Origin of the sequence: Bradyrhizobium denitrificans (assembly GCF_013179005.1) — a bacterium.
Lineage (GTDB): Bacteria > Pseudomonadota > Alphaproteobacteria > Rhizobiales > Xanthobacteraceae > Bradyrhizobium > Bradyrhizobium denitrificans.
On sequence record NZ_JABFDP010000020.1, the window covers coordinates 141334 to 160715 of the forward strand.

General features: G+C 60.4%; 18 protein-coding genes. 1 reads left to right on the forward strand and 17 read right to left on the reverse strand.

Annotated elements, in window-relative coordinates:
* Nucleotide 1: 1 nt before the first annotated feature.
* Genes HL671_RS22975 through trbB form a run of 10 tightly spaced genes read right to left on the reverse strand, consistent with a single transcriptional unit; the run spans nucleotide 2 to nucleotide 9116 of the window.
* On the reverse strand, nucleotides 2-1174 hold the full coding sequence (locus HL671_RS22975; protein ID WP_307769028.1) for a TraB/TrbI/VirB10 family type IV secretion system protein: 1173 nt from the start codon (nucleotides 1172-1174) through the stop codon (nucleotides 2-4).
* A 23-nt stretch (nucleotides 1175-1197) separates the two neighbouring features.
* Nucleotides 1198-2172: a P-type conjugative transfer protein TrbG gene (gene trbG / locus HL671_RS22980; RefSeq protein WP_172238926.1), complete on the reverse strand. Its 975-nt coding sequence runs from the start codon at nucleotides 2170-2172 to the stop codon at nucleotides 1198-1200.
* Entirely contained in the window at nucleotides 2172-2852 is a 681-nt protein-coding gene (gene trbF / locus HL671_RS22985) for a conjugal transfer protein TrbF (RefSeq protein WP_172238929.1), read from the reverse strand. The genes trbG and trbF overlap by 1 nt, the downstream gene beginning before the upstream one ends.
* The gene (gene trbL, locus HL671_RS22990) at nucleotides 2852-4057 is read right to left on the reverse strand and encodes a P-type conjugative transfer protein TrbL (RefSeq protein ID WP_172238932.1); all 1206 of its coding nucleotides are present in this window, start codon (nucleotides 4055-4057) and stop codon (nucleotides 2852-2854) included. The genes trbF and trbL overlap by 1 nt, the downstream gene beginning before the upstream one ends.
* Before the next feature lie 3 nt (nucleotides 4058-4060).
* Complete coding sequence (trbK-alt, locus tag HL671_RS22995) at nucleotides 4061-4441, reverse strand: putative entry exclusion protein TrbK-alt (protein WP_172238935.1); 381 nt, start codon at nucleotides 4439-4441, stop codon at nucleotides 4061-4063.
* On the reverse strand, nucleotides 4441-5175 hold the full coding sequence (gene trbJ, locus HL671_RS23000; RefSeq protein WP_172238938.1) for a P-type conjugative transfer protein TrbJ: 735 nt from the start codon (nucleotides 5173-5175) through the stop codon (nucleotides 4441-4443). The genes trbK-alt and trbJ overlap by 1 nt, the downstream gene beginning before the upstream one ends.
* On the reverse strand, nucleotides 5172-7613 hold the full coding sequence (gene trbE / locus HL671_RS23005) for a conjugal transfer protein TrbE (protein WP_172238941.1): 2442 nt from the start codon (nucleotides 7611-7613) through the stop codon (nucleotides 5172-5174). The genes trbJ and trbE overlap by 4 nt, the downstream gene beginning before the upstream one ends.
* Nucleotides 7614-7621: 8 nt before the next feature.
* Entirely contained in the window at nucleotides 7622-7885 is a 264-nt protein-coding gene (locus HL671_RS23010) for a VirB3 family type IV secretion system protein (protein ID WP_172238944.1), read from the reverse strand.
* Nucleotides 7885-8199 carry a TrbC/VirB2 family type IV secretion system protein gene (locus HL671_RS23015; RefSeq protein WP_172238947.1) on the reverse strand — a complete coding sequence of 105 codons (315 nt, stop codon included), beginning with the start codon at nucleotides 8197-8199 and terminating at the stop codon, nucleotides 7885-7887. Before HL671_RS23015 ends, HL671_RS23010 begins: the two co-directional genes overlap by 1 nt.
* Nucleotides 8196-9116 (reverse strand): P-type conjugative transfer ATPase TrbB, encoded by a 921-nt coding sequence (trbB, locus tag HL671_RS23020; RefSeq protein WP_172238950.1) that lies wholly within the window; start codon nucleotides 9114-9116, stop codon nucleotides 8196-8198. The genes HL671_RS23015 and trbB overlap by 4 nt, the downstream gene beginning before the upstream one ends.
* A gap of 309 nt (nucleotides 9117-9425) precedes the next feature.
* Between trbB and HL671_RS23025 the strand changes: the two genes are divergently transcribed.
* Nucleotides 9426-10106: an SOUL family heme-binding protein gene (locus HL671_RS23025; protein WP_246579770.1), complete on the forward strand. Its 681-nt coding sequence runs from the start codon at nucleotides 9426-9428 to the stop codon at nucleotides 10104-10106.
* Nucleotides 10107-10468: 362 nt separating this feature from the next.
* Here HL671_RS23025 and HL671_RS23030 read toward each other — a convergent pair whose 3' ends face one another.
* The 7 genes from HL671_RS23030 to HL671_RS23060 all read right to left on the reverse strand — a co-directional run bounded on the left by HL671_RS23030 (nucleotide 10469) and on the right by HL671_RS23060 (nucleotide 19382).
* Complete coding sequence (locus tag HL671_RS23030) at nucleotides 10469-12541, reverse strand: MFS transporter (protein WP_246579771.1); 2073 nt, start codon at nucleotides 12539-12541, stop codon at nucleotides 10469-10471.
* A gap of 329 nt (nucleotides 12542-12870) precedes the next feature.
* Nucleotides 12871-13326, reverse strand: coding sequence for a CopG family transcriptional regulator (locus HL671_RS23035; RefSeq protein WP_172238953.1), 456 nt, complete (start codon nucleotides 13324-13326; stop codon nucleotides 12871-12873).
* A gap of 9 nt (nucleotides 13327-13335) precedes the next feature.
* Nucleotides 13336-15312 carry a conjugal transfer protein TraG gene (locus HL671_RS23040; protein WP_172238956.1) on the reverse strand — a complete coding sequence of 659 codons (1977 nt, stop codon included), beginning with the start codon at nucleotides 15310-15312 and terminating at the stop codon, nucleotides 13336-13338.
* Between the two features lie 90 nt (nucleotides 15313-15402).
* The gene (locus HL671_RS23045) at nucleotides 15403-17130 is read right to left on the reverse strand and encodes a relaxase/mobilization nuclease domain-containing protein (protein WP_172238959.1); all 1728 of its coding nucleotides are present in this window, start codon (nucleotides 17128-17130) and stop codon (nucleotides 15403-15405) included.
* A gap of 475 nt (nucleotides 17131-17605) precedes the next feature.
* On the reverse strand, nucleotides 17606-18358 hold the full coding sequence (locus tag HL671_RS23050; RefSeq protein ID WP_172238962.1) for a lytic transglycosylase domain-containing protein: 753 nt from the start codon (nucleotides 18356-18358) through the stop codon (nucleotides 17606-17608).
* A 2-nt stretch (nucleotides 18359-18360) separates the two neighbouring features.
* Nucleotides 18361-18870: a S26 family signal peptidase gene (locus HL671_RS23055; protein ID WP_172238965.1), complete on the reverse strand. Its 510-nt coding sequence runs from the start codon at nucleotides 18868-18870 to the stop codon at nucleotides 18361-18363.
* Entirely contained in the window at nucleotides 18867-19382 is a 516-nt protein-coding gene (locus tag HL671_RS23060; protein ID WP_172238968.1) for a DUF2840 domain-containing protein, read from the reverse strand. The genes HL671_RS23055 and HL671_RS23060 overlap by 4 nt, the downstream gene beginning before the upstream one ends.

Genomic DNA, 19382 nt, shown 5'->3' on the forward strand with positions numbered 1-19382 from the left:
CTCATCCTCTATAAGGTTCCAGAATTATGTCGCGGTTGACAATCACTCTTACCGGGAATCCCGGACGGATCGTCAACGTGGGCTGGATATTGAGGTTGCGCCGAACAAGCTGTTGTCCGGTTTGGTTGAGCGAATCCCCTGCTCCCCGACGTAGCGCCTGAACAATGGCGCCGTTGGTGTTGTTGACGTCGGCCCCCGAGTTCACTTCGGTGCCAACGGCAAGCAGTGTCGCTAGCGCAGCCGCCCCGAGCAACTCTTTCCAGTGGTGGTCGACCTCATCCTCGAGGCCCGCATAGCCAGCCACATCTGCGCCGGGCTGCCGCTCCAGCACGATCGAGCGCCCATTCGGCATGATCAGGCGGGTCCAGACCAGGAGCACGCGCGACTGCCCGAAAGCGATCTGACTGTCGTAAGTGCCGATTAACCGTGCGCCCTGCGGCACAAGTTTTACTCTGCCTGTAGGAGAATCGAACACCGATTCGGTCACTTGCGCGACGATCTGGCCGGGAAGATCGGAGCGAATGCCTGAGATGAGAGCTGCCGGAATGATCGTTCCGGCCTGCACGACAAATGGTGACGCTGGGCGGGCAACCCTGTCAGGAGCTGTCGTCCGCCGGTCGACGGGTGCGTTGACGAACAGTAGTTTGCGATCCTGCCCGTTCTGAACGAGGAATTCGTCAGAAGACGACGCGGCGTTAGCGGTCGTGTCCTGGGATGGGGTTCGCGGCGGCGTGACAGGCGCTGTGGTCGGTACAAACACTTTGCTGGTCCGAGCCGCCTCGGTCTCCTGGTTGGCACGCTGTTGTTCGGCATCGAGACCTGTCGGACCTGATGGGGCTTCCGCTGTAAGCATTGGCCGCCCCAAGTCTCCTGGCAATGGCGGCCCGAGCCGCGGAACATCGCGGGGTATCCCGGCATAGTCCTGCGGCAATGCCCTCAGGCCATCCGCAACGTTGTGGTGATCCGTGCTGTAGAGTTCGCCGGGAGCTGGATTGTGCGGACGGTTGTTTTTAAGCGCCCAGAGCACAGCGGCAGAGATGAGCAGCAAAGCTAGCCCAGTCCCGCCGGCAAGTGCTTTTCGGGAAAGCCGTGTGATTTTTGGACGCTCCGCACCCAGACGCAAGGCCTGCGTGCTATTATCAGATGATGGTCCTGGTCCAGATACAGGGCCAATACTCTCGCCTCGGCTATGGTCCGTCACGAACGGCTCCCGTCGCTTCTGATGATTCGGACTTTTTGCTGCTTTTCTCCACCAAGTCGCAGCTCGGCGGCGGCGAACAGGCGGTCGGCAATCAGGACATTTTTGTAGACACGATAATTGACGAGTTCCGGCTTGCCGTCCTGGCCGATGACGAAAAGCGGCGGCATCTCGCCCTGTACGATGCCCGGCGAGAATTCGATATAGACTTTGCGGCCGTCATCGTACGCGTTCAGCGGTCGCCACGGCGGGTTGTCGCCCTCGATCCCGTAGCGATATCGACGCTGATCAACTTCCGGAATGAAGGGCGTCAACGGCAAGGGTTTTGAATGTCCGCTCCGATTTTCTGGATAGAACCAGGCGACCGATGGCATGTACGGCTTTTCGCGGGAGCGGAGTTCAATCAGGTAGGTGCGCCGATCGGTGTTGACGACAAGGTTCGTCTCGATTGCGGGACGCGTCGGTTTGACCATGATGTGGACGCGCCTGGTCTCGCCATTGCCGCTCTCGGTGTCCCCGACGATCCAGCGCACGGTATCGCCGGCAGCAAGAGGCCCCGAACCGGTTAGCTGCTCGCCCGGTTCGAGCGCTATATCCGTGATTTGCCCTGGCGAGGCGTAGATTTGATAGAGCGCGCCGGGGCTATAGGGAAAGATCTGGGCAGCGTTGAAATACCCTGCGCGCCGGGGCTGGACCCGCGCTACATCGTTGGCAATTTCGATCCGATCCGCAGGGTTCTTTGCCTCTGCTTCACTCTTGTTGCCGCCGCGTGCCGGAGTCCAGGCTGGAGGGACATGCAACGGCCGCGGATGATCGTCTGCCGGCGCCGGTAGGTCGGGGGGCGGTGGTACGTCGCCATCGTAACTGATCTGCGGCGGCTTGAACGTCGTGCAGCCGGAGAGAGCGAGGACGAGAAGCAACGCAAGACATGCGGGAGCTTGATTGCGAGCTGATATCGATCGAGCCAATCTCATTAGCCGAGCTCCTTCGACCAATTGATAGCGTTGACGTAAACGCCTAACGGGTTCTTGCGCAGGCGGTCGGCGTCGCGTGGGGTTTCGATGACGACGGAAAGGATCGCGGTCCAGCGCTCGGTCGCGGCGAGCTGGCCGCTGTCGTAGCGGCGTTCAGTCCATGCGACCCGAAAGCTTTGCGGTGAGGCGCGGATGACACTGGAGATCTCGACTGCGACCTGGGTATTTCCCAGCTTGGTGAAGGGATCGTTGGTCCTCGCGTAGTCGTTCAGCGCCGCAGCTCCGCGATCTGTCGTGAAGTCGTAGGCCCGAAGCCAGTTTTGCCTGAGTATGATGGCGTCGGCCGGCAGGCCTCGCACATCTTCGATGAAACGCGCGAGGTGAAACGCGATTTGCGGATCGCTCGGCTGATAGAAGGGACTTGCTGGTGCTGCTGCCTTGGTCTGACCGAGACGGTCAACCTCTACCACCCACGGCGTGACGGTGCCTTGCAGGGATTGCCAGACGAGCGCTGCCGCAAGCCCTGCGGAGAGGAACAGGCAGCCGAACGCCATCAATCGCCAGTTCTTGGCCTGGACCCGCGCCGAGCCGATCCGCTCATCCCAGACCTGGGCTGCTCTCTGATAGGGGGTGACTGGCACCGGTTTTCGACCGTAATGCACGGAGGTTCGCCTAAACATCAGCGCCCTCCCTCGGACAGATCGACCGAGGACCCGCCACCTGCACTATCGCCGCTTCGGACGGCGTGGGTTGCAGCAGACACGCCCTGGTTCACGGTCTGCGCGCGCTTCATGCGGCGCGCCCAGGCCGGAGGCGCGTCCGCCGCTGGCGAACTCCCTGTCAATCCGGCGGCCATCCTGCGGAGCGGACTTGTTATCGCCGAACCGCCTGCACTGGCGACACCACTTAAGCCGCCGGCCCGATAAGCACTTGCCGTTCCCGTGGCCACCGTGGCTGCGCTGCGGGCGCCGCCCAGAAGCGCGCCACCTGCCAGTCCCGCACCGCCGGCGGCAAGACCCGCGCCTGCCACGATGGCGCCTCCCGCTGCGAGGCCCGTCCCAACGGCCGCGCCGGCACCGAGTTGTGGTCCGCCGGACACGATGCCATTGGCGATGCCGGGCCCAAAAATGCCGAGGCCAAGAAGAGAAAGTGCGCCCAGCACCAGCGCCATGGCGTTGTCGATGGTCGGCTGATTGCCGCCAAAGCCTGCGGTAAACTGCGCAAACAGCGTCGACCCGACGCCGACGATGACGGCCAGCACCAGAACCTTCACGCCCGACGAAATCACGTTGCCGAGCACGCGCTCGGCGGCAAACGCGGTTTTGCCAAACAGGCCGAACGGGATCAGCACGAAGCCCGCAAGCGTCGTCAACTTGAACTCGATGAGGGTGATGAAGAGCTGGATGGCCAGAATGAAGAAGGCCAGCAGCACGGCAATCCAGGCAAACAGCAGAACCGCAATCTGGATGAAATTCTCGAAGAAGCTGACATACCCCATCAGGCCGGAGATCGACGCCAGAATAGGCTTGCCGGCATCAAGGCCCACTTGCGCGATCTTTCCGGGCCTCAGGAAATCGGCCGCGGAAAGCCCGGTGCCGGAGGCTTTCAGACCCAAGCCCGCGAAGCTTTCGAAGATGACGCGGGCGAGGCTGTTCCAATTGCCGATCAAAAAGGCGAAGACACCAACAAAAAGGGTTTTCTTGACGAGCCGGGCCAGGATGTCCTCGTCCGCGCCCCATGCCCAGAACAGGCCGGCCAGCGTGATGTCGATGGCGGCCAACGTGGTGGCGAGATATCCGACTTCGCTGCCGAGCAGTCCGAATCCGGAATCGATGTAGCGGGTAAAGGTCTCCAGGAACTGATCGATAATGCCAGTGCCGCGCATGTATCACTCCTGTTCGGATTGCGGAATGGAGGGAGAAGCGGGCGACAGGCGGCTCCTGTCCTTAGGCAAGACAAAGATTGAGGATCCTTTTTCAGAGGTCTTCTTGTCGGACGATGCACGTGGCGGATTCTGCCCCAAGAACTGACGGCGTTGTTCGGTCCAAGCTTTTCGGCACTCGGACAGAGCGTCCTTTTGCTCTGATGTCACCGAGCGGCACTCCCCGAGCTTTGCTGCGAGAGGGTCCACCGCTTGATCGAGAGACGACCTCGCGGACATGTTTTGGTTTTCGTCATCACGCAGCCGAATTGCGCAGGCGGCGACGATCAGGACGATGAGAACCATGGCGGCCATCGTCGGCAGCCGATCAAGCATTGTCTTTTTCATCAGTGAAACATCTGTACTGTTGTGGGTTGATAAACTTGGCTTGGAGCCAGGAAGCGACGCAGTTGCTCCCTGCCCTGGTCCTGCGCGGCGGCATGCTGAGCAGACTGCAAGTTTTGCGCGCGCCCGTGAGCGGCAACGACCGCGGTGAGATCGGCTAGCTGCTGGGCCTGCAAGGCCAGGAGCTGATTGCCGGCCTGGCTCGCCTGCAGAGCGCCGGCCGCGCCTTGGCTCGCGGTGACGAGCGCAGATAGTTGGATACGGTTCGTATTGAGATTGCCGACAACGGTTGCCTGCGTCCGCATGGCGTCTTGAAAACTGGCAAGCGCGTTCTGCCAACGGGCTTGCGCGTTTGCGATCAACGCCTGGTCCGAAGCACCGGATGTTGCCGGCGCGTAGGTGGTCGAGAAAGCACTGTCTATCTGTCCCATGTCATAGGCGATGCGCTGGGCCTGGCTAAGAAGCTGCTGGGTCCGCTGGATTGACTGTTCCAGTTGCAACAGCGACGAAAACGGCAAACTTGCCAGGTTCTTGGCCTGATTGATCAGCATCTGCGCCTGATTCTGCAGGGACACGACCTGATTGTTGATCTGCTGCAGGGACCGCGCAGCCGTCAGCACGTTCTGCGCATAGTTATTGGGATCGAAGACGACCAACTGCGCTGATACCGGTTTCAAGCTGACGGCAACCGCGATCGCAATGATGCTGGCTGTAGCGATACGATGAAGGCGGTTCATTTGGATGCCTCCAATTCGGGAAGATGTGGGATCAGGTTGGTCGCCCAGGAGATGTCGCGTGCGCTGAGCCAGCCGCGCACAAAATCGTCACGGCCATGCTCGGCAATGACCTCCGCGATGAGGATCTGGTCGGCTTTGGAGGAAGCGGCCGTGAAGGCGAGCGCAACTTCGCCGAGACCAAGCTCGAACAGGCGGTTTCCCCGGCGGGACTGGCAGTAGTAATCGCGCTTCGGCGTCGCCCGAGCCAGGATCTCGATCTGGCGGTCATTCAGCCCAAAACGCCGGTAGATTTCCATGATCTGCGGTTCGATGGCGCGGTCGTTCGGAAGCAGGATCCGCGTTGGACAGCTCTCGATGATAACAGGCGCAATCGCTGAGCCGTCGATATCGGACAACGATTGGGTCGCGAACACGACCGATGCATTTTTCTTTCGAAGCGTCTTCAACCACTCCCGCAATTGTCCGGCAAAATCGGCATCATCAAGCGCGAGCCAGCCCTCATCGATGATGAGAAGGGTTGGCCGGCCATCAAAACGATCTTCAATCCGGTGAAAGAGATAGGAAAGTACAGCCGGCGCAATCGCCGTGCTCATCAACCCATCGGTTTCAAAGGCCTGCACGGAAGCTTCGCCAAGGGCTTCGTACTCCGCATCGAGGATGCGACCATAGGGTCCGCCAAGACAGTAGGGCTCGAGAGCGCGTTTCAACACGTTTGACTGAAGGAGAACGGAAAGCCCTGTCAGCGTCCTTTCCTGAACCGGCGCCGAAGCCAGCGAGGTCAGCGCCGACCACAGCAGAGCTTTTGTGTCCGGCGTGACCTCTACCCGTTCCCGGCCAAGGATTGCGGCAATCCATGCCGCTGCCCAGGCCCGCTCCGAGGGATCGTCAATTCGCGCAAGTGGCTGAAGCGCAACGAACTCGGAGGACTCGCCGGAGAGGACACCACCGATGTCATGCCAATCACCGCCCATGGCAAGCGCAGCCGCTCGGATGGAGCAACCAAAATCGAAGGCAAAAATCTGCGCTTGCGGATAACGTCGGAACTGCAGGGCCAAGAAAGCCAACAAGACGGACTTGCCGGCGCCTGTCGGCCCCACCACCATCGTATGTCCGACATCGCCGACATGGAGTGAAAACCGGAACGGGGTCGAACCCTCTGTCTTGGCCAGGAACAGAGGCGGAGCCTTCAGATGATGGTCCCTCGCCTCCCCGGCCCACACGGCGGATAGTGGAATCATGTGTGCCAGATTCAGCGTCGAGATCGGCGGCTGACGAACGTTGGCGTAGACGTGTCCCGGCAGGCTGCCGAGCCAGGCCTCGACGGCATTGACCGTCTCGATCATGCAGGTGAAGTCACGGCCCTGGATTACCTTTTCGACGAGGCGAAGCTTCTCGTCGGCAGTAGCGGGATCGGCATCCCAGACTGAGATCGTTGCGGTTACGAGAGCTTCTCCGATCTGATCGGAACCCAATTCCTGCAGCGCCTCGTCGGCGTCCACGGCTTTGTTTTGGGCATCGCTGTCGAGCAACGCCGACGTCTCGTTGGTCATGACTTCCTTCAGGATCGCAGCAACTGACTTCCGTTTGGCGAACCACTGCCGCCTGATCCTCGTCAGAAGTTTTATGGCATCCGCCTTGTCGAGCATGATCGCACGGGTCGACCAGCGATAGGCGAACGCGAGACGATTTAGCTCGTCCAGAATCCCCGGCGTCGTCGCCGTCGGAAACCCGACGATGGTCAGGACGCGCAGATGCGCACACCCTAGCATCGGCTCAAGCCCACCGGTGAGGGGCCGATCGGCAAGCAGCGCATCGAGATACATGGGAATTTCGGGGACCCTGACCCGATGCCGTTTGGTCGAAATCGTCGAGTGCAGGTAAGTGAGGGTCTCTTCGTCATCGAGCCAGGCGCTTTCAGGCATAAAACCTTCGACGAGCTGCAATACGCGGTTGGTACGGTCGACAAACCCGCGCAGGATCTCGCGCGCATCGGCATCGACGGTGCGGTTGCTGCCCTCGAAGAGCAAGCGTTCTGCTTTCGCCGTCCCTTCCGCAGGCGGCAGATAGAGAAAGGTCAGGAAATAGCTCGACTCATAATGGGCGCCGGCTTCCTCGAATTGCGCGCTTCGCTCGGCATCGACCAGGGCAGATGCCACGTCCGGAAACGTGTTGGGCGGATAGACCCCTGCCGAGTGACGCTGCGCCTCGACAAAGATCGCCCATCCGGATTCAAGCCGGCGCAGCGCGTTGTTGATGCGCCCGGCAACAGCAACTAGTTCAGCCGGCACGGCGCTGTCGAGATCCGGTCCTCGAAATTTGGCCGTGCGCTGGAACGACCCATCCTTGTTCAGGATGATCCCCTGGTCGACCAGAGCCGCCCACGGTAAAAAGTCGGCTAGCCAGGTGTTGGTGCGGCGGTATTCGGCAAGATTCATCATGGGGGCACTCACGTGTTGAGATGACCGGGGATGCGAAGGTGCCGGCGGACGACTTCGACAAAGTCAGCGTCGCGCTTGGCTGCCCAGACGGCAGCCAAGTGGCCGACGAACCAAAGCAGGAGGCCCGCGATCCAGAGGCGCAGACCGATTCCGATCGCGGCCGCGAGCGTCCCGTTGAGGATGGCGATCGCTCGTGGGGCACCGCCCATGAGGATAGGTTCGGTAAGCGCACGATGGACCGGGGCGATGTAGCCTGGAATTTGCGCATCCATCAGATCACCACGCCGCCGCCGAATGAGAAGAACGACAGGAAGAAGCTCGAAGCTGCGAAAGCGATCGATAGGCCGAACACGATCTGGATCAGTCTGCGGAATCCCCCCGATGTATCGCCGAATGCGAGCGATAGACCGGTAACGATGATGATGATGACAGCGATGATCTTGGCGACGGGGCCTTCGACCGATTGCAGGATCTGGTTGAGCGGCTGCTCCCAGGGCATGTTAGACCCGGCAGCCAAAGCCGAACTAGCGGCTAGGCAAATGGTCAGCAGCACGCTTGTCCAACAGGCCCTTCGTGAATTTCTCATGACTTGTCCTCTATCGCTGTGATCCTGTAGTCACCGGAAGGACCGAGCCCGGTGACGCTGGCGAGTTCGGCCAGGCGGCGATCGGCACCGCGGCCGGAGAGGAAGGCGATCACGTTGATGGTTTCCGCAATCAGGGCCCGCGGGACCGTGACGACGGCTTCCTGGATGAGTTGCTCAAGCCGGCGTAGTGCTCCGATCGCGGAGCCCGCATGGATCGTGCCGATTCCACCGGGATGGCCTGTGCCCCACGCCTTCAGCAAATCAAGCGCCTCTGCCCCGCGCACCTCTCCGATCGGGATGCGGTCGGGCCGAAGGCGGAGCGATGACCGGACCAGGTCCGACAACGAGGTCACCCCGTCTTTCGTCCGCAACGCCACCAGATTAGGCGCCTTGCACTGAAGCTCTCTGGTGTCTTCGATGAGGACAACCCGATCCGAGGTCTTGGCGACTTCGGCGAGCAGTGCATTGCTCAATGTCGTCTTGCCGCTGGAGGTGCCGCCAGCGACAAGAATGTTCTTGCGTGTTTCGACTGCGCGTTTCAAAGCTGTGGCCTGCCCGGAAGTCATGACGCCCGTGGCGACGTAATCGTCGAGCGTGAACACGGCGACTGCAGGCTTGCGGATGGCGAAGGCCGGAGCCGCGACGACCGGCGGCAGTAGTCCCTCGAAGCGCTCCCCCGTCTCTGGTAACTCAGCCGAAATACGCGGGTTGGCTGCATGGACTTCGGCACCGACGTGGTGGGCAACCAATCGAATGATGCGCTCCCCGTCCGAGGCGGGCATCGTCTCTCCGGTATCTGCCAAACCACTCGACAGCCGGTCGATCCACAATCGCCCATCGGGATTGAGCATGACTTCAACGATGGCGGGATCTTCGAGGAAGCGTGCGATCGCAGGACCGAATGCCGTGCGTAGCATGCGCGCACCGCGCGAGATTGCTTCCGTTCGTATGGAATGAATTGCCACTATCTTCCCCAAAGACCGAGGCCGTCCGAGCGGCCTCAGATGGGGATGATTAGAAAAGGCAGGAGATGATCAAACGCAACAAGTCAGATGTTCGGTTCGTGGCCTGGCGTACGAAAAGAAAGGCCGGAATGTTCGGATTCGAATGCCGAGATGAAAGCCACATCACATGCAACGGCAGAGACTCAGCGAGCCCAAGTGGACGCCATCTGACGGGGAAGGAACATTCCGTTTTGTCCACATCCGCCATGAAGTGTGATATCCATGAATATGGCAAGAGTTTCGCTCAATGTCGCCTCGGTTCGAGCGGGAAAACCTAAATTGCTCGTGTGGCTTGTTGTGGTCGTCGGAGTAGTTGCCGCTGCGGGGATCGCCGCGGGCCCAATCATGAGTCGTGTCGAGCAACCAAAATACGAGCTCGTCGAGCGCGCAGGTTCGATTGAGATCCGCAACTATTCGGAGATGATTTTGGCCGAAGCCAAGGTTTCAGGTGAGCGCGAACCGGCCATTCAGGAAGGCTTTCGACTTATTGCCGCCTATATTTTTGGAGCCAACAAGCCGAATAAGACCATTGCGATGACGGCTCCGGTTCAGCAGGAAGGAAAGCAGAAGATCGCGATGACCGCACCTGTTAGCCAGCAGGCCGACGAAAACGATCTGTGGATCATCCGCTTCGTCATGCCCGCAAACCGGACCCTCGATACATTACCTCAGCCGAATGATCCACGCGTCACGCTCCATCCTCAACCGGCAAGGCGTATGCTCGTCGTGCGTTTTTCAGGCCTGGCTACCGGCGCCATCATTGAGACAAAGACCGCCGAACTTCGCAATTATGCTAGCGGTCACAACCTCAAAACGACGGGCGAAGCGCTGGCAGCCTTCTACAATCCTCCCTGGACTTTGCCGATTTTCCGTCGCAACGAGATTATGCTGCAAATAAACTAATTTCTCGTGCCGGCGATTCGGTTCTGCTTCTGCCCGCGTCTTCGAGCACGCGACCAGGATCAATGCTTCTTCAATAGGATATAATCCATGTCGTCGTGTCGCGACGGCCAACAGCGAACTACTTGCATTCGTCGAACTTAAATCATCGAGCTATGGCTGGGTACTGATGAATTCGAGCGCTTAGTTTGGCGCAACTGAGCTTCGACATCGCTTTTGCAAGAACAGCCACGAGCCGGCGGCCTTTTTACTCTTCAGATCATCGGCCACCAGCGCGATCTTATGTCGTGAGCTAGAACCTTCCTTTCCTTAAGCGCTGGCAATTTCAAGGCTACGGCTTCAGTCGCAAATGAAACGTAGCAACCTCACCAATCCTCTCGAGACGCCTCTAAGACAACTCCTTCGGCCACCGGCACGAGCGCCATCGGCCTATCCAAACCGACGAGTGGCGACGCAATTGAAGCAGAGAGATATCTGACAAAGTTCCTCAACCAGGGTACTGCAAACCAGATCAACGCTGCAGCCTGGAGCGCAATGCCGCAACTGAATGCAATTTGATAGGCAACCTCTGGATACTGCCCATTCTGGGGCGCCCATTGGTTGACGATCACGCCGATCCCGTATTGGATCGCGAATGCCCCACCGAAATGCAGCAGATTCAAAGCGCCATTCGCACGCGCCGCGATCTCGACGGGAAAGTAATCGGCTATCATCGCAAAGCTCAGCACAGTGGCGGCGCCTACAACTGATACAACGGACCATAGCATGACGGATGGCAGCGGGGCGCGCAGAACCAGGGCGATTTCGGCCAACATGAACAGCGCGCCGACGACTGCCAAAAGAACTTCGGTCGGTACGCCACGTTTGCGCAGACGATCCGCGATTATCCCCAGCAGTAACGCGCCCAGGCTGATTCCAATGGCCATCGTGAAGAGCTGATTCACCACGGCTTGATGGTCAAACCCTTCAACATCAGCGAGCCAGGATGCAGCCCACAGCGAGTGCATTGCCCAAGACGACCCGATGCAGGTTGCCGAGAGAGGGGCAATCCGTAGGAAGCGTGCATCCGAAAAGACGGAGCGCAATGTAAGCGGCTTCCCAAAAGACGAAGCGTGTTTTGAGCTTCCCTCCGGCTCAGGCACGGCAAAATAGATGAGCCCGGCGGTAGCCAGCGTCGCGACCGTCAAGACTTCGAACAGGCTCCGCCAGCCAATCCAGTTCAGGAGAACATCGATCGGCACAGTAGCCGTAACGGCCCCCAGCGAGCCAAGCATGATCATTCCGCCATTGACGAATGCTACTCGGTCTTTCGGAAACCAGGTGACAATTGCCTTGAGGCCGGCCATCAACGAGGCGGCAACGCCGAGTCCTATGAGGGCGCGGCCAATGAGAAGCTCAGCAAAGCTGTCGGCGTTGCCAAACAAGGTCACACCCCCGACCGCAATCACCAGCAACACGCTCTGGACCCGCCGCGGACCGTATCGATCAAGGAGCACGCCGAGCGGGATCTGAGCCCCGGCAAAGACCAGGAAATAAACCGATGCGAGCAACCCCGTCTCGGCCGCGCCGAGCCCAAAATCGGCCGCCAGTGCCGGCGAAATCGACGCATTAATCGTGCGAAAAAGGAAAGAGAGATAATAGCCGGCAACAAAGGGAAGGAACACGGATAGGATGAGCCGCCACTTTGGCAGCGGCTTCTCGCACGAAGTCTCCAGCTTTCCCGTTGATGATTCTGGACCGAAATTCCGTGCGGCTCGAAGGTTGGGCTCTCCATCCGAGACAGTTTTGGCCCGGTCGGCACCAGGTTGTTCGGAAAAGCTTGGTTTGCCGTGCACCGCTTCGGCTGGGGCCGGCGGTGTCTGTTCGAGGTCAACGCGCTCCGAGGTGGTATTCGGATGCTTTTGGGCAAGCTCCAGTTCGTCCATCGGTCCGCCGCCTCTTGCCGGTTCGGAATCTCCGTACTCAGCCGAACTCAGACGGTCGATTGTCTCCTGCATGAGAGGTCGCCCCTGGCGAACACGTCGGTCGACCTGCTCCGCCAAGACCTTGAAGCGCTCGTCGCCGCGAACAATCGCCTCGCGTTGTTGCGACTGCGGAATAGGCGGAATAACGGCGAGATGGTATCGAGCGTGCAGGGCGACGGTCTCGGCAATCAACCGCATATCGCGCTCGAGATGGTCAAATTTGGCGTGCATATTGTCGAGACGCTGAAGCAGCAGCGTCTCGAGCGATGCGGCGGGGTTCAGGAAATGCTCGAGAGCAGCTTCAACGAGCATACTCTTGCCGACGCCAGGTAGGTCGGTTGCTACGTCGAGCCGACCACAGACACGTTCACTAAGCCGGACCGTCACCTTGCGGCGCTCCGAGGTTTTGCGCCTGCGCACGGGTCGCACGTCAACGCGATCCGCTTGCGGATCCTGTTCGGCCAGTTGTTGCATATCCTGATAGTCCCCAACGGCCCATGATCAGGATCGCGGCTTCGCGACACGATTGATGGGTGAATCCAACTGATGGGTACAGAAAGGATAGGCCGAGCTTGGCTTCAACAGAGCAGAACTCTCGGCCATGCTGTGGCGTAGAAAAAGAAAGGAGTTACGGAATTCCACTGAACGGTAACGACCATAAGCGAGGGGAGGATCGATCTGTTTGGCGGATTGCCAATTAGACGATCGTCAGATTCAGAGAAAAGCCGTTTCTCGAACCAGGTGTGCAATCGCCTTCACAAGTGAGCCTTTGACGTCCGGCCCTTTTTCAAACTGAAATGGCATCATCCTGACGGAGAGCCGCCCTGGCCTTTAGACTGCGCGGGTTTTTCGACCTCAGGCAGTTCTATGCTGACTTCCTTCAGCACCGTCGAACCACTGGAGAGGCGCCGGCCTAGCGCTTCGACAAAGCGATCGTAGCGTTCGGCGCCCTTCGCGCGCGCCGCCGCGCCCGAATGCTCCGGAAGCGCCGGTGTCGACGTCAGCCAGAAACGGATGAACAGAGCTATTGTTTCTAGCGTAACGCCGTCATTGCGTTCGAGCCGCTCAAGCACCCGCACGATTCGGTCCAGCCGTTTCGCGATCGCAGCTTCCCGCCGATCGGAATCGTCAGGGGAAAGAAACGACGCTATGGCGGCCTCGGCAACCAGGGACTTTGGCTTGTCTTGACGCTTGGCGTAGGCCTCCAGGCTCGCGAAGACCTCTTGATCGAGGTAGATGCTGAGTTGGGCCTTTTTCATCTCACTTGCTTACAGGTCCATCTTGTCATCGGGATCGAGGCTGACGGCGCGTGCCAGTCCCTGCATCGATCGGTTCAGGGCGGTCGCTTGCACGGCATTGGAATCATCCTCGTCCGGCGAAGTATCGAATTCGTTTTCGGCGAGCGGCGCCTTCATGACGATCTCCTCATGTTGCGGCAGTTCCGGTTCGCGGCGAAGGCCACCATTCTGGTCGCGTACTTTGTTTTTGAGAGCGGTGAGCAATTTGGCCGACGGAAGAATTGGTGCATGTGCCGACCACTCATCGGGTTGCGCGAGCTTGTCGATCGGCACGGCGCGGGGTGGCTTCAAAATCCGGCTCTGGAACTGCGGGTCCTCATAGTACCGGACCTTACGAGCGCGAAGCGGATGAACGCCAGAGACCATCACAATCGCCTCGTTGGGCGAGAGTTGCATGACTTCGCCTGGTGTCAGCAGCGGACGCGAGGTTTCCTGGCGGCTCACCATCAGATGGCCAAGCCACGGCGAGAGGCGATGCCCGGCATAGTTCTTCATCGCGCGCATCTCGGTTGCGGTCCCAAGCGCATCCGATACGCGCTTGGCGGTGCGCTCATCGTTGGTGGAGAACGCGATACGGATGTGGCAATTGTCGAGGATGGCGTGGTTTGGTCCATAGGCGCGTTCGAGTTGATTCAAGCTCTGTGTGATCAAGAAGCCGCGGATACCGTAACCTGCCATGAATGCAAGCTGGCTCTCGAAGAAGTCAAGCCGGCCGAGCGCTGCGAACTCATCGAGCATCAGAAGTAGCTTCTGCCGTCGCCGGCCGGTATCCAGGCTCTCGGTGAGCCGTCGTCCGATCTGATTGAGTACGAGGCGCATCAGGGGTTTTGTCCGGGCGATGTCCGAGGGCGGCACCACCAGATAGAGGGATATAGGTCGACCCCCATCGACCAGGTCACGGATGCGCCAGTCGCTTCGACCCGTCACCTTGGCAACCACGGGATCGCGGTAAAGCCCCAGAAAACTCATCGTCGTCGACAACACCCCTGAGCGCTCGTTCTCGCTCTTGTTGAGCAATTCGCGCGCCGCCGAGGCCACCACCGGATGGACGCGCTCGCCGAGGTGCGGCGTCGCCAGCATCGCGTTAAGCGTAGCCTCTATCGGGCGCGATGGGTCCGACAAGAAGTTGGCGACCCCCGCAAGGGTCTTGTCGGCTTCGGCGTAGAGAACATGCAGAATGGCACCGACGAGCAACGAATGGCTGGTCTTCTCCCAATGATTTCGGCGCTCGAGTGCACCTTCGGGATCGACCAGAATATCGGCGATATTCTGGGCGTCGCGGACCTCATAGTCGCCTTTACGAATCTCAAGCAACGGATTGTAGGCGGCGCTCGCAGGATTGGTCGGATCAAATAGAAGTACCGACCCGAACTGGGCGCGCCAGCCGGAGGTCAACTGGAAATTCTCGCCCTTGATGTCGTGAACAACAGTGGAATACGGCCATGTCAGGAGGGTCGGGATGACGAGACCAACACCCTTTCCCGACCGAGTCGGCGCAAAGCACAGCACGTGCTCCGGACCATTGTGGCGGAGATAGCAGCCACCCAGTCGGCCAAGAACGACACCGTCGGGTCCGAGCAGCCCTGCGCGGCGCACCTCCTTGGTAACGGCCCAGCGTGCCGAGCCATACGTCGTGACCTGTTGGGCTTCCTTTGCGCGCCAGACCGACAGGATGATGGCAACGCCCATGGCCGCGATCCCGCCACTTGCGGCGATGCCTCCCCCCTCGAGGAAAATTCGCGGCGCGTAGGCGTCGAAATGAAACCACCAGATGAAGAGGGCGAGCGGCTGATAGACCGGCCAGCGCCCGATCATGAACCAGGCGGGTCCGAGTTGCGGCTGGAAGCCGAGGCGCCAGGCCGTCCATTCGGTCGCCGCCCAGAGGAAGGCGAGCACGATCATTGATACGAAGAAGAGTTGCCCCCAGAGGATTTTGGTTGCGGACATATTCAGAGGGGATGCTTATCTCCCGCTGACACTCAACAGCAATGCGCTCGCCGTCGTGATCGCGCGCACCATGGCGTAGAGATCGGCGGGTCAGAGCGAGAGGTCGCGCTTGCGGCCAAAGCTCCATTCGACCCCGCCCGGACCTGCAACGCCATTCACCTGCCGGTTAAGTTCACGTTCGAGGGAAGGTATCCAGGGCACGAGCTGGAAGCCCAAGCCATTGTCGATCATGGCGAAGCGGCCGGATGCGAGTGACAGCCGTCGGCGGTAAACCCCTGTGACGTGCTCCCCTGGCTCAGCGGGCAAATGCGCCAACCCTGTTTCCGAGGCGAGACGTCGTCCGACTGCATCGAGCTCGCGGCTGCGCAGCGTACTTACCAGGTTACGCCCGAGTGTGACCTTATCTCGGTCGCGGCGGGCAAGCCCCTGCCCGGCCAGGGTATCGATGCGCCGATCAAGCGCGGCGCGAACCTCGGCGCCGAAACCGGCGCGTGAAAGCTCGACGGGCTCCTTGGCGACCAGTCGCCGGTCCAGCCAAGTCGCCCCTTCCGCTGCCACTTGCTGATCAAGATTGAGATCCGAGCGGACCGCGAGCGCAATCCGCTGCCTGCTCCTTGCATCCTCAAAGCGGCGCAATTCCACGATGCCACCGATCGGACCGTCGCCGGCCATCTCGATGTCGGTAAGCCTGAGGTGATGAACGCGCCCATCGATCCCGTCAACGACGGCAAATGCGGTTCCGCGCAGCTCATCGTCGAGGCCACGCGCCATAAGGCGGCCGACGATCGGCTCACCGTGGGTTTCGCCCTCCAGCACCCAGGAAGATGGTGCGCGAGCTGCACCGTCTCTTGTAAGCGTCCTATGCAGCCGTTTGATGATATCGCCGCGCTCTCCGAGCGCGCGCAAGCGCTGCTCGGCATCCGGGGCCAGAACCCAGCGTGCGGACCCGGCGGGCTCGGCCAAGCCCAGCCGCTCAAGCGTCCGCATCCGACCCATCCGCAACTCCCGCAGCGGGTCACCCGCGGCGTCACGGTCAGGCCGGAGATCAACCACCCCTTCCGCCCTACTCGCTTCCCGGGCAAGCGCGCGATCGAGCTTTGTCCAGCGTTCTGCTGTCACCTCCGCTTCAAGACCACGACGGACCTCCAACTCCGATCGCGGACCAAGCTCGCGGGTGACGAGGTCGCCGGCACGGGCGCGCAACCCGGTTGCGATATAGTCGCGGCTGATGACGAGATCAGAGCCGTCGTCAGCGCGGCCCCGCACCAAGATATGGATATGAGGATGTTCGGTATTCCAGTGGTCGACGGCGACCCAGTCGAGTTGCGTGCCGAGGTCGCGCGAGGCTTGGTCCATCAGCTCTCGGGTAAAGCTGCGCAAGCTCGATAGCTCGCCGGCGTCGTCCGGCGAGACAATGAACCGGAAATGATGGCGGTCACCCTCGCATCGCTCGGCAAAGTCTCGGCCGTCCGCCTCATCTCCGGCGGCATCGAACAGTTTCCCGCGCGAGCCGTCGCGGGTGACACCATCGCGCTTGAGATATCCGATATGGGATCGTAGCGCTCCCGGCGAGCGCATCTGGCGGACGACGCGTGCCTTGACCATGGCGCCACGGCCACCGGCTTGCAGCATGCGCGACGCGGCCAGGCTCGCAGCGCGGCCGCGCCCGAACCGGCTGCCACGGCTGCCGGAGACTCGTGAGAGACCACCCGCCTTCTGCGCGGCCTGAAGCGCCTGCGCCAGGAACGGCTTTGTGCGCGGTCCACGTGTCGAGCGAATCTTGCCCGGGCGTACGTGGAATTCGTCGTTACCGCTCATCGATTTTTCCATAAGGTGTCGAAAACTGAAGGAAAGCAGCGTGCTATCAAGAATGGCAAGTTGCGCTGAATGTTCGCAATGTTCGGGGCATGGCTGAAATTGCTGCCATCTTCCAACCGACCGACCGGCCGCACCTTGCGGCTTTTATCCTGCCCTCCTCGGTCGCTGGTTCCGAGGGCCCAACTTCCAAGCCAACAGACTCTCAGTACCCGCGAAGCCGCCCACTGATTGCGAGCGAAGCGAGCGCTCGCGATAGCGATCGTTACCCGGAGGGCCGAGACACCCGTAGGGTGGCTCGGTGAGGAGCGAAGCGACGAGTAGAGCGCGGGCCGAAGGCATCGCCCATATGCCGTCAAAACGTAATATCGTAAACCTCCGCGAACTATTGCCGCCTTAGCAAAGGGTCCTTCAGCAGCAAACCCGAGAGCCTTAGCATCATCGTGTTGCAGCGTTTCGAATGCAAACCGGATGTCCGTCACGGCGCGCCCGCTCGCTCAACAAACAGGGGAGCTTCCTGCCACAGAAAAGAACGTTTGGTGCGAATTTGGGTCGCTTCGACTTGCTGGTGATTCAACAATAACGCGACGGCCGCGACGTAGGCCGTCGTTTCCGGAGGAAGCGGTCGGCCTGTCGCCAGATGTTGTTCGTACCGCGCCGGACCGGCGTGATAGGCCGCAAGGAAACCCGCCGATCCAAAACGATCATGCAGCTCCCTAAGGTAGGCGCCTCCCGCCAGGATGTTGTCCCGAGGCTCGAAGGGATCGAGCCCGAGCCCGTGGCGAACGCTGAGTTCGACCCAGGTCGTTGGCATGAGTTGTATGAGGCCGATTGCGCCACGAGACGAGATCGCACGCTCGTCTCCGCCGCTCTCAATCTGCATCACAGCGCTAATCCATCGCGCCGGCACGGTAAACCGGGCTGCGGCATCCGCAACCAATTCGGCGAACCTGTTGACCGGCTGTGCACGCGGGGCAAGCTGCGCATCCGCACGCGCTTTGGACTCCGTGAAGACGGCAGCCTGGCATAATAACGTCGCGATTGTTAAGATGATGCGGACGAAGGCATTGAGCGAACGGCGTCTGACAAGCGATCTTTCTGATGCACCTTTCGAGCATTTCCATTGCAGGCGGAGCGGATGTTTTCCGACATTCGGCCTTCGCCGATAAGGAAAGATCAGAGCGTTTTTGACCGGTGCGCGATCAGCCGGAGAAGTGAGAGCCCCCTTCATGATCACTCCTTGTCAGTCCACACAGGCACGGCTTTGCCGATGACGGCGGATGAAGGCAAGGGTCCAAAATATCGACCGTCGAGCGAATCGCCGGACTGCCAGTTCATGACAAAGACGTCGCCCTCGGCGATGACGCGACATCCCTCCCAAATTGGAAGTGGGCGGCCCCGGCCGTCACGCTCGCGTGCCTCGCCCACACCAATGCCGTCGACGGCGATGACCAAGCCCGTCCTGCAAACGGTCTGCCCAGGAAGCGCCAACACCCGCTTGAGCATGGGGATGCCGATCGGCAGATAACCATTGAGATCCAGGAATACAGCGAGCAGGTACGGAGGCTCCACGGCGACCAGTTCGGTGACGGACAAACGGGTAACGGGTTGAATGCGGTAAAGGCCGGCGGGAACGCTGGTGGATGCGTTCCAGATGTAGCGCGGCGTTGTCCCACCGACCGTGGACATGAGCAGGCTTGTTGCAACAAAGGTCGTGAACAGTGCAGTACACCGACCGCTCATGACGTTACTCTCCGTCGATGGAGCCAGGCTTGATGGCGGGATTTGGTGTAGGGCCGAGGTGTTTCGTTCACCGACAACCGGTTATGAACGTGATGCCAATACTCAGGAGCTACGTCGGCCGGATCGATGCCGAGCGCTTCGACCGCATCGATTAATTGCAGCACCCGTTCGACCTTCGGCCAACCGGACAGCCGCAACAAGCTCTCGCCACCCGGCGCAATCCAGGGCACCGTCGAGTAGCGCTGGCCCGGCATCGCCGCGCGCAGGATGTCGATGCGTGAAAGCACGGTGCCAAAGTCGTTAGACGTCCAGCGGACAAAGGCAAAGATGCTGCCGGGAGAGAATGATAACACGCGCCGGTTGCGGTCGAGAGATTTCTCGGCAACATGCCGGCCAAATCGAATGCGGTTCTCGATGCGCCTCTCGAGCCACAAGATCTCAACGGTCGTGAGATCGCGTTCGCTGACATCCTTGGCCAGAGGGCGGTCGGGGGAGTGGGGAATTGTCTTCAT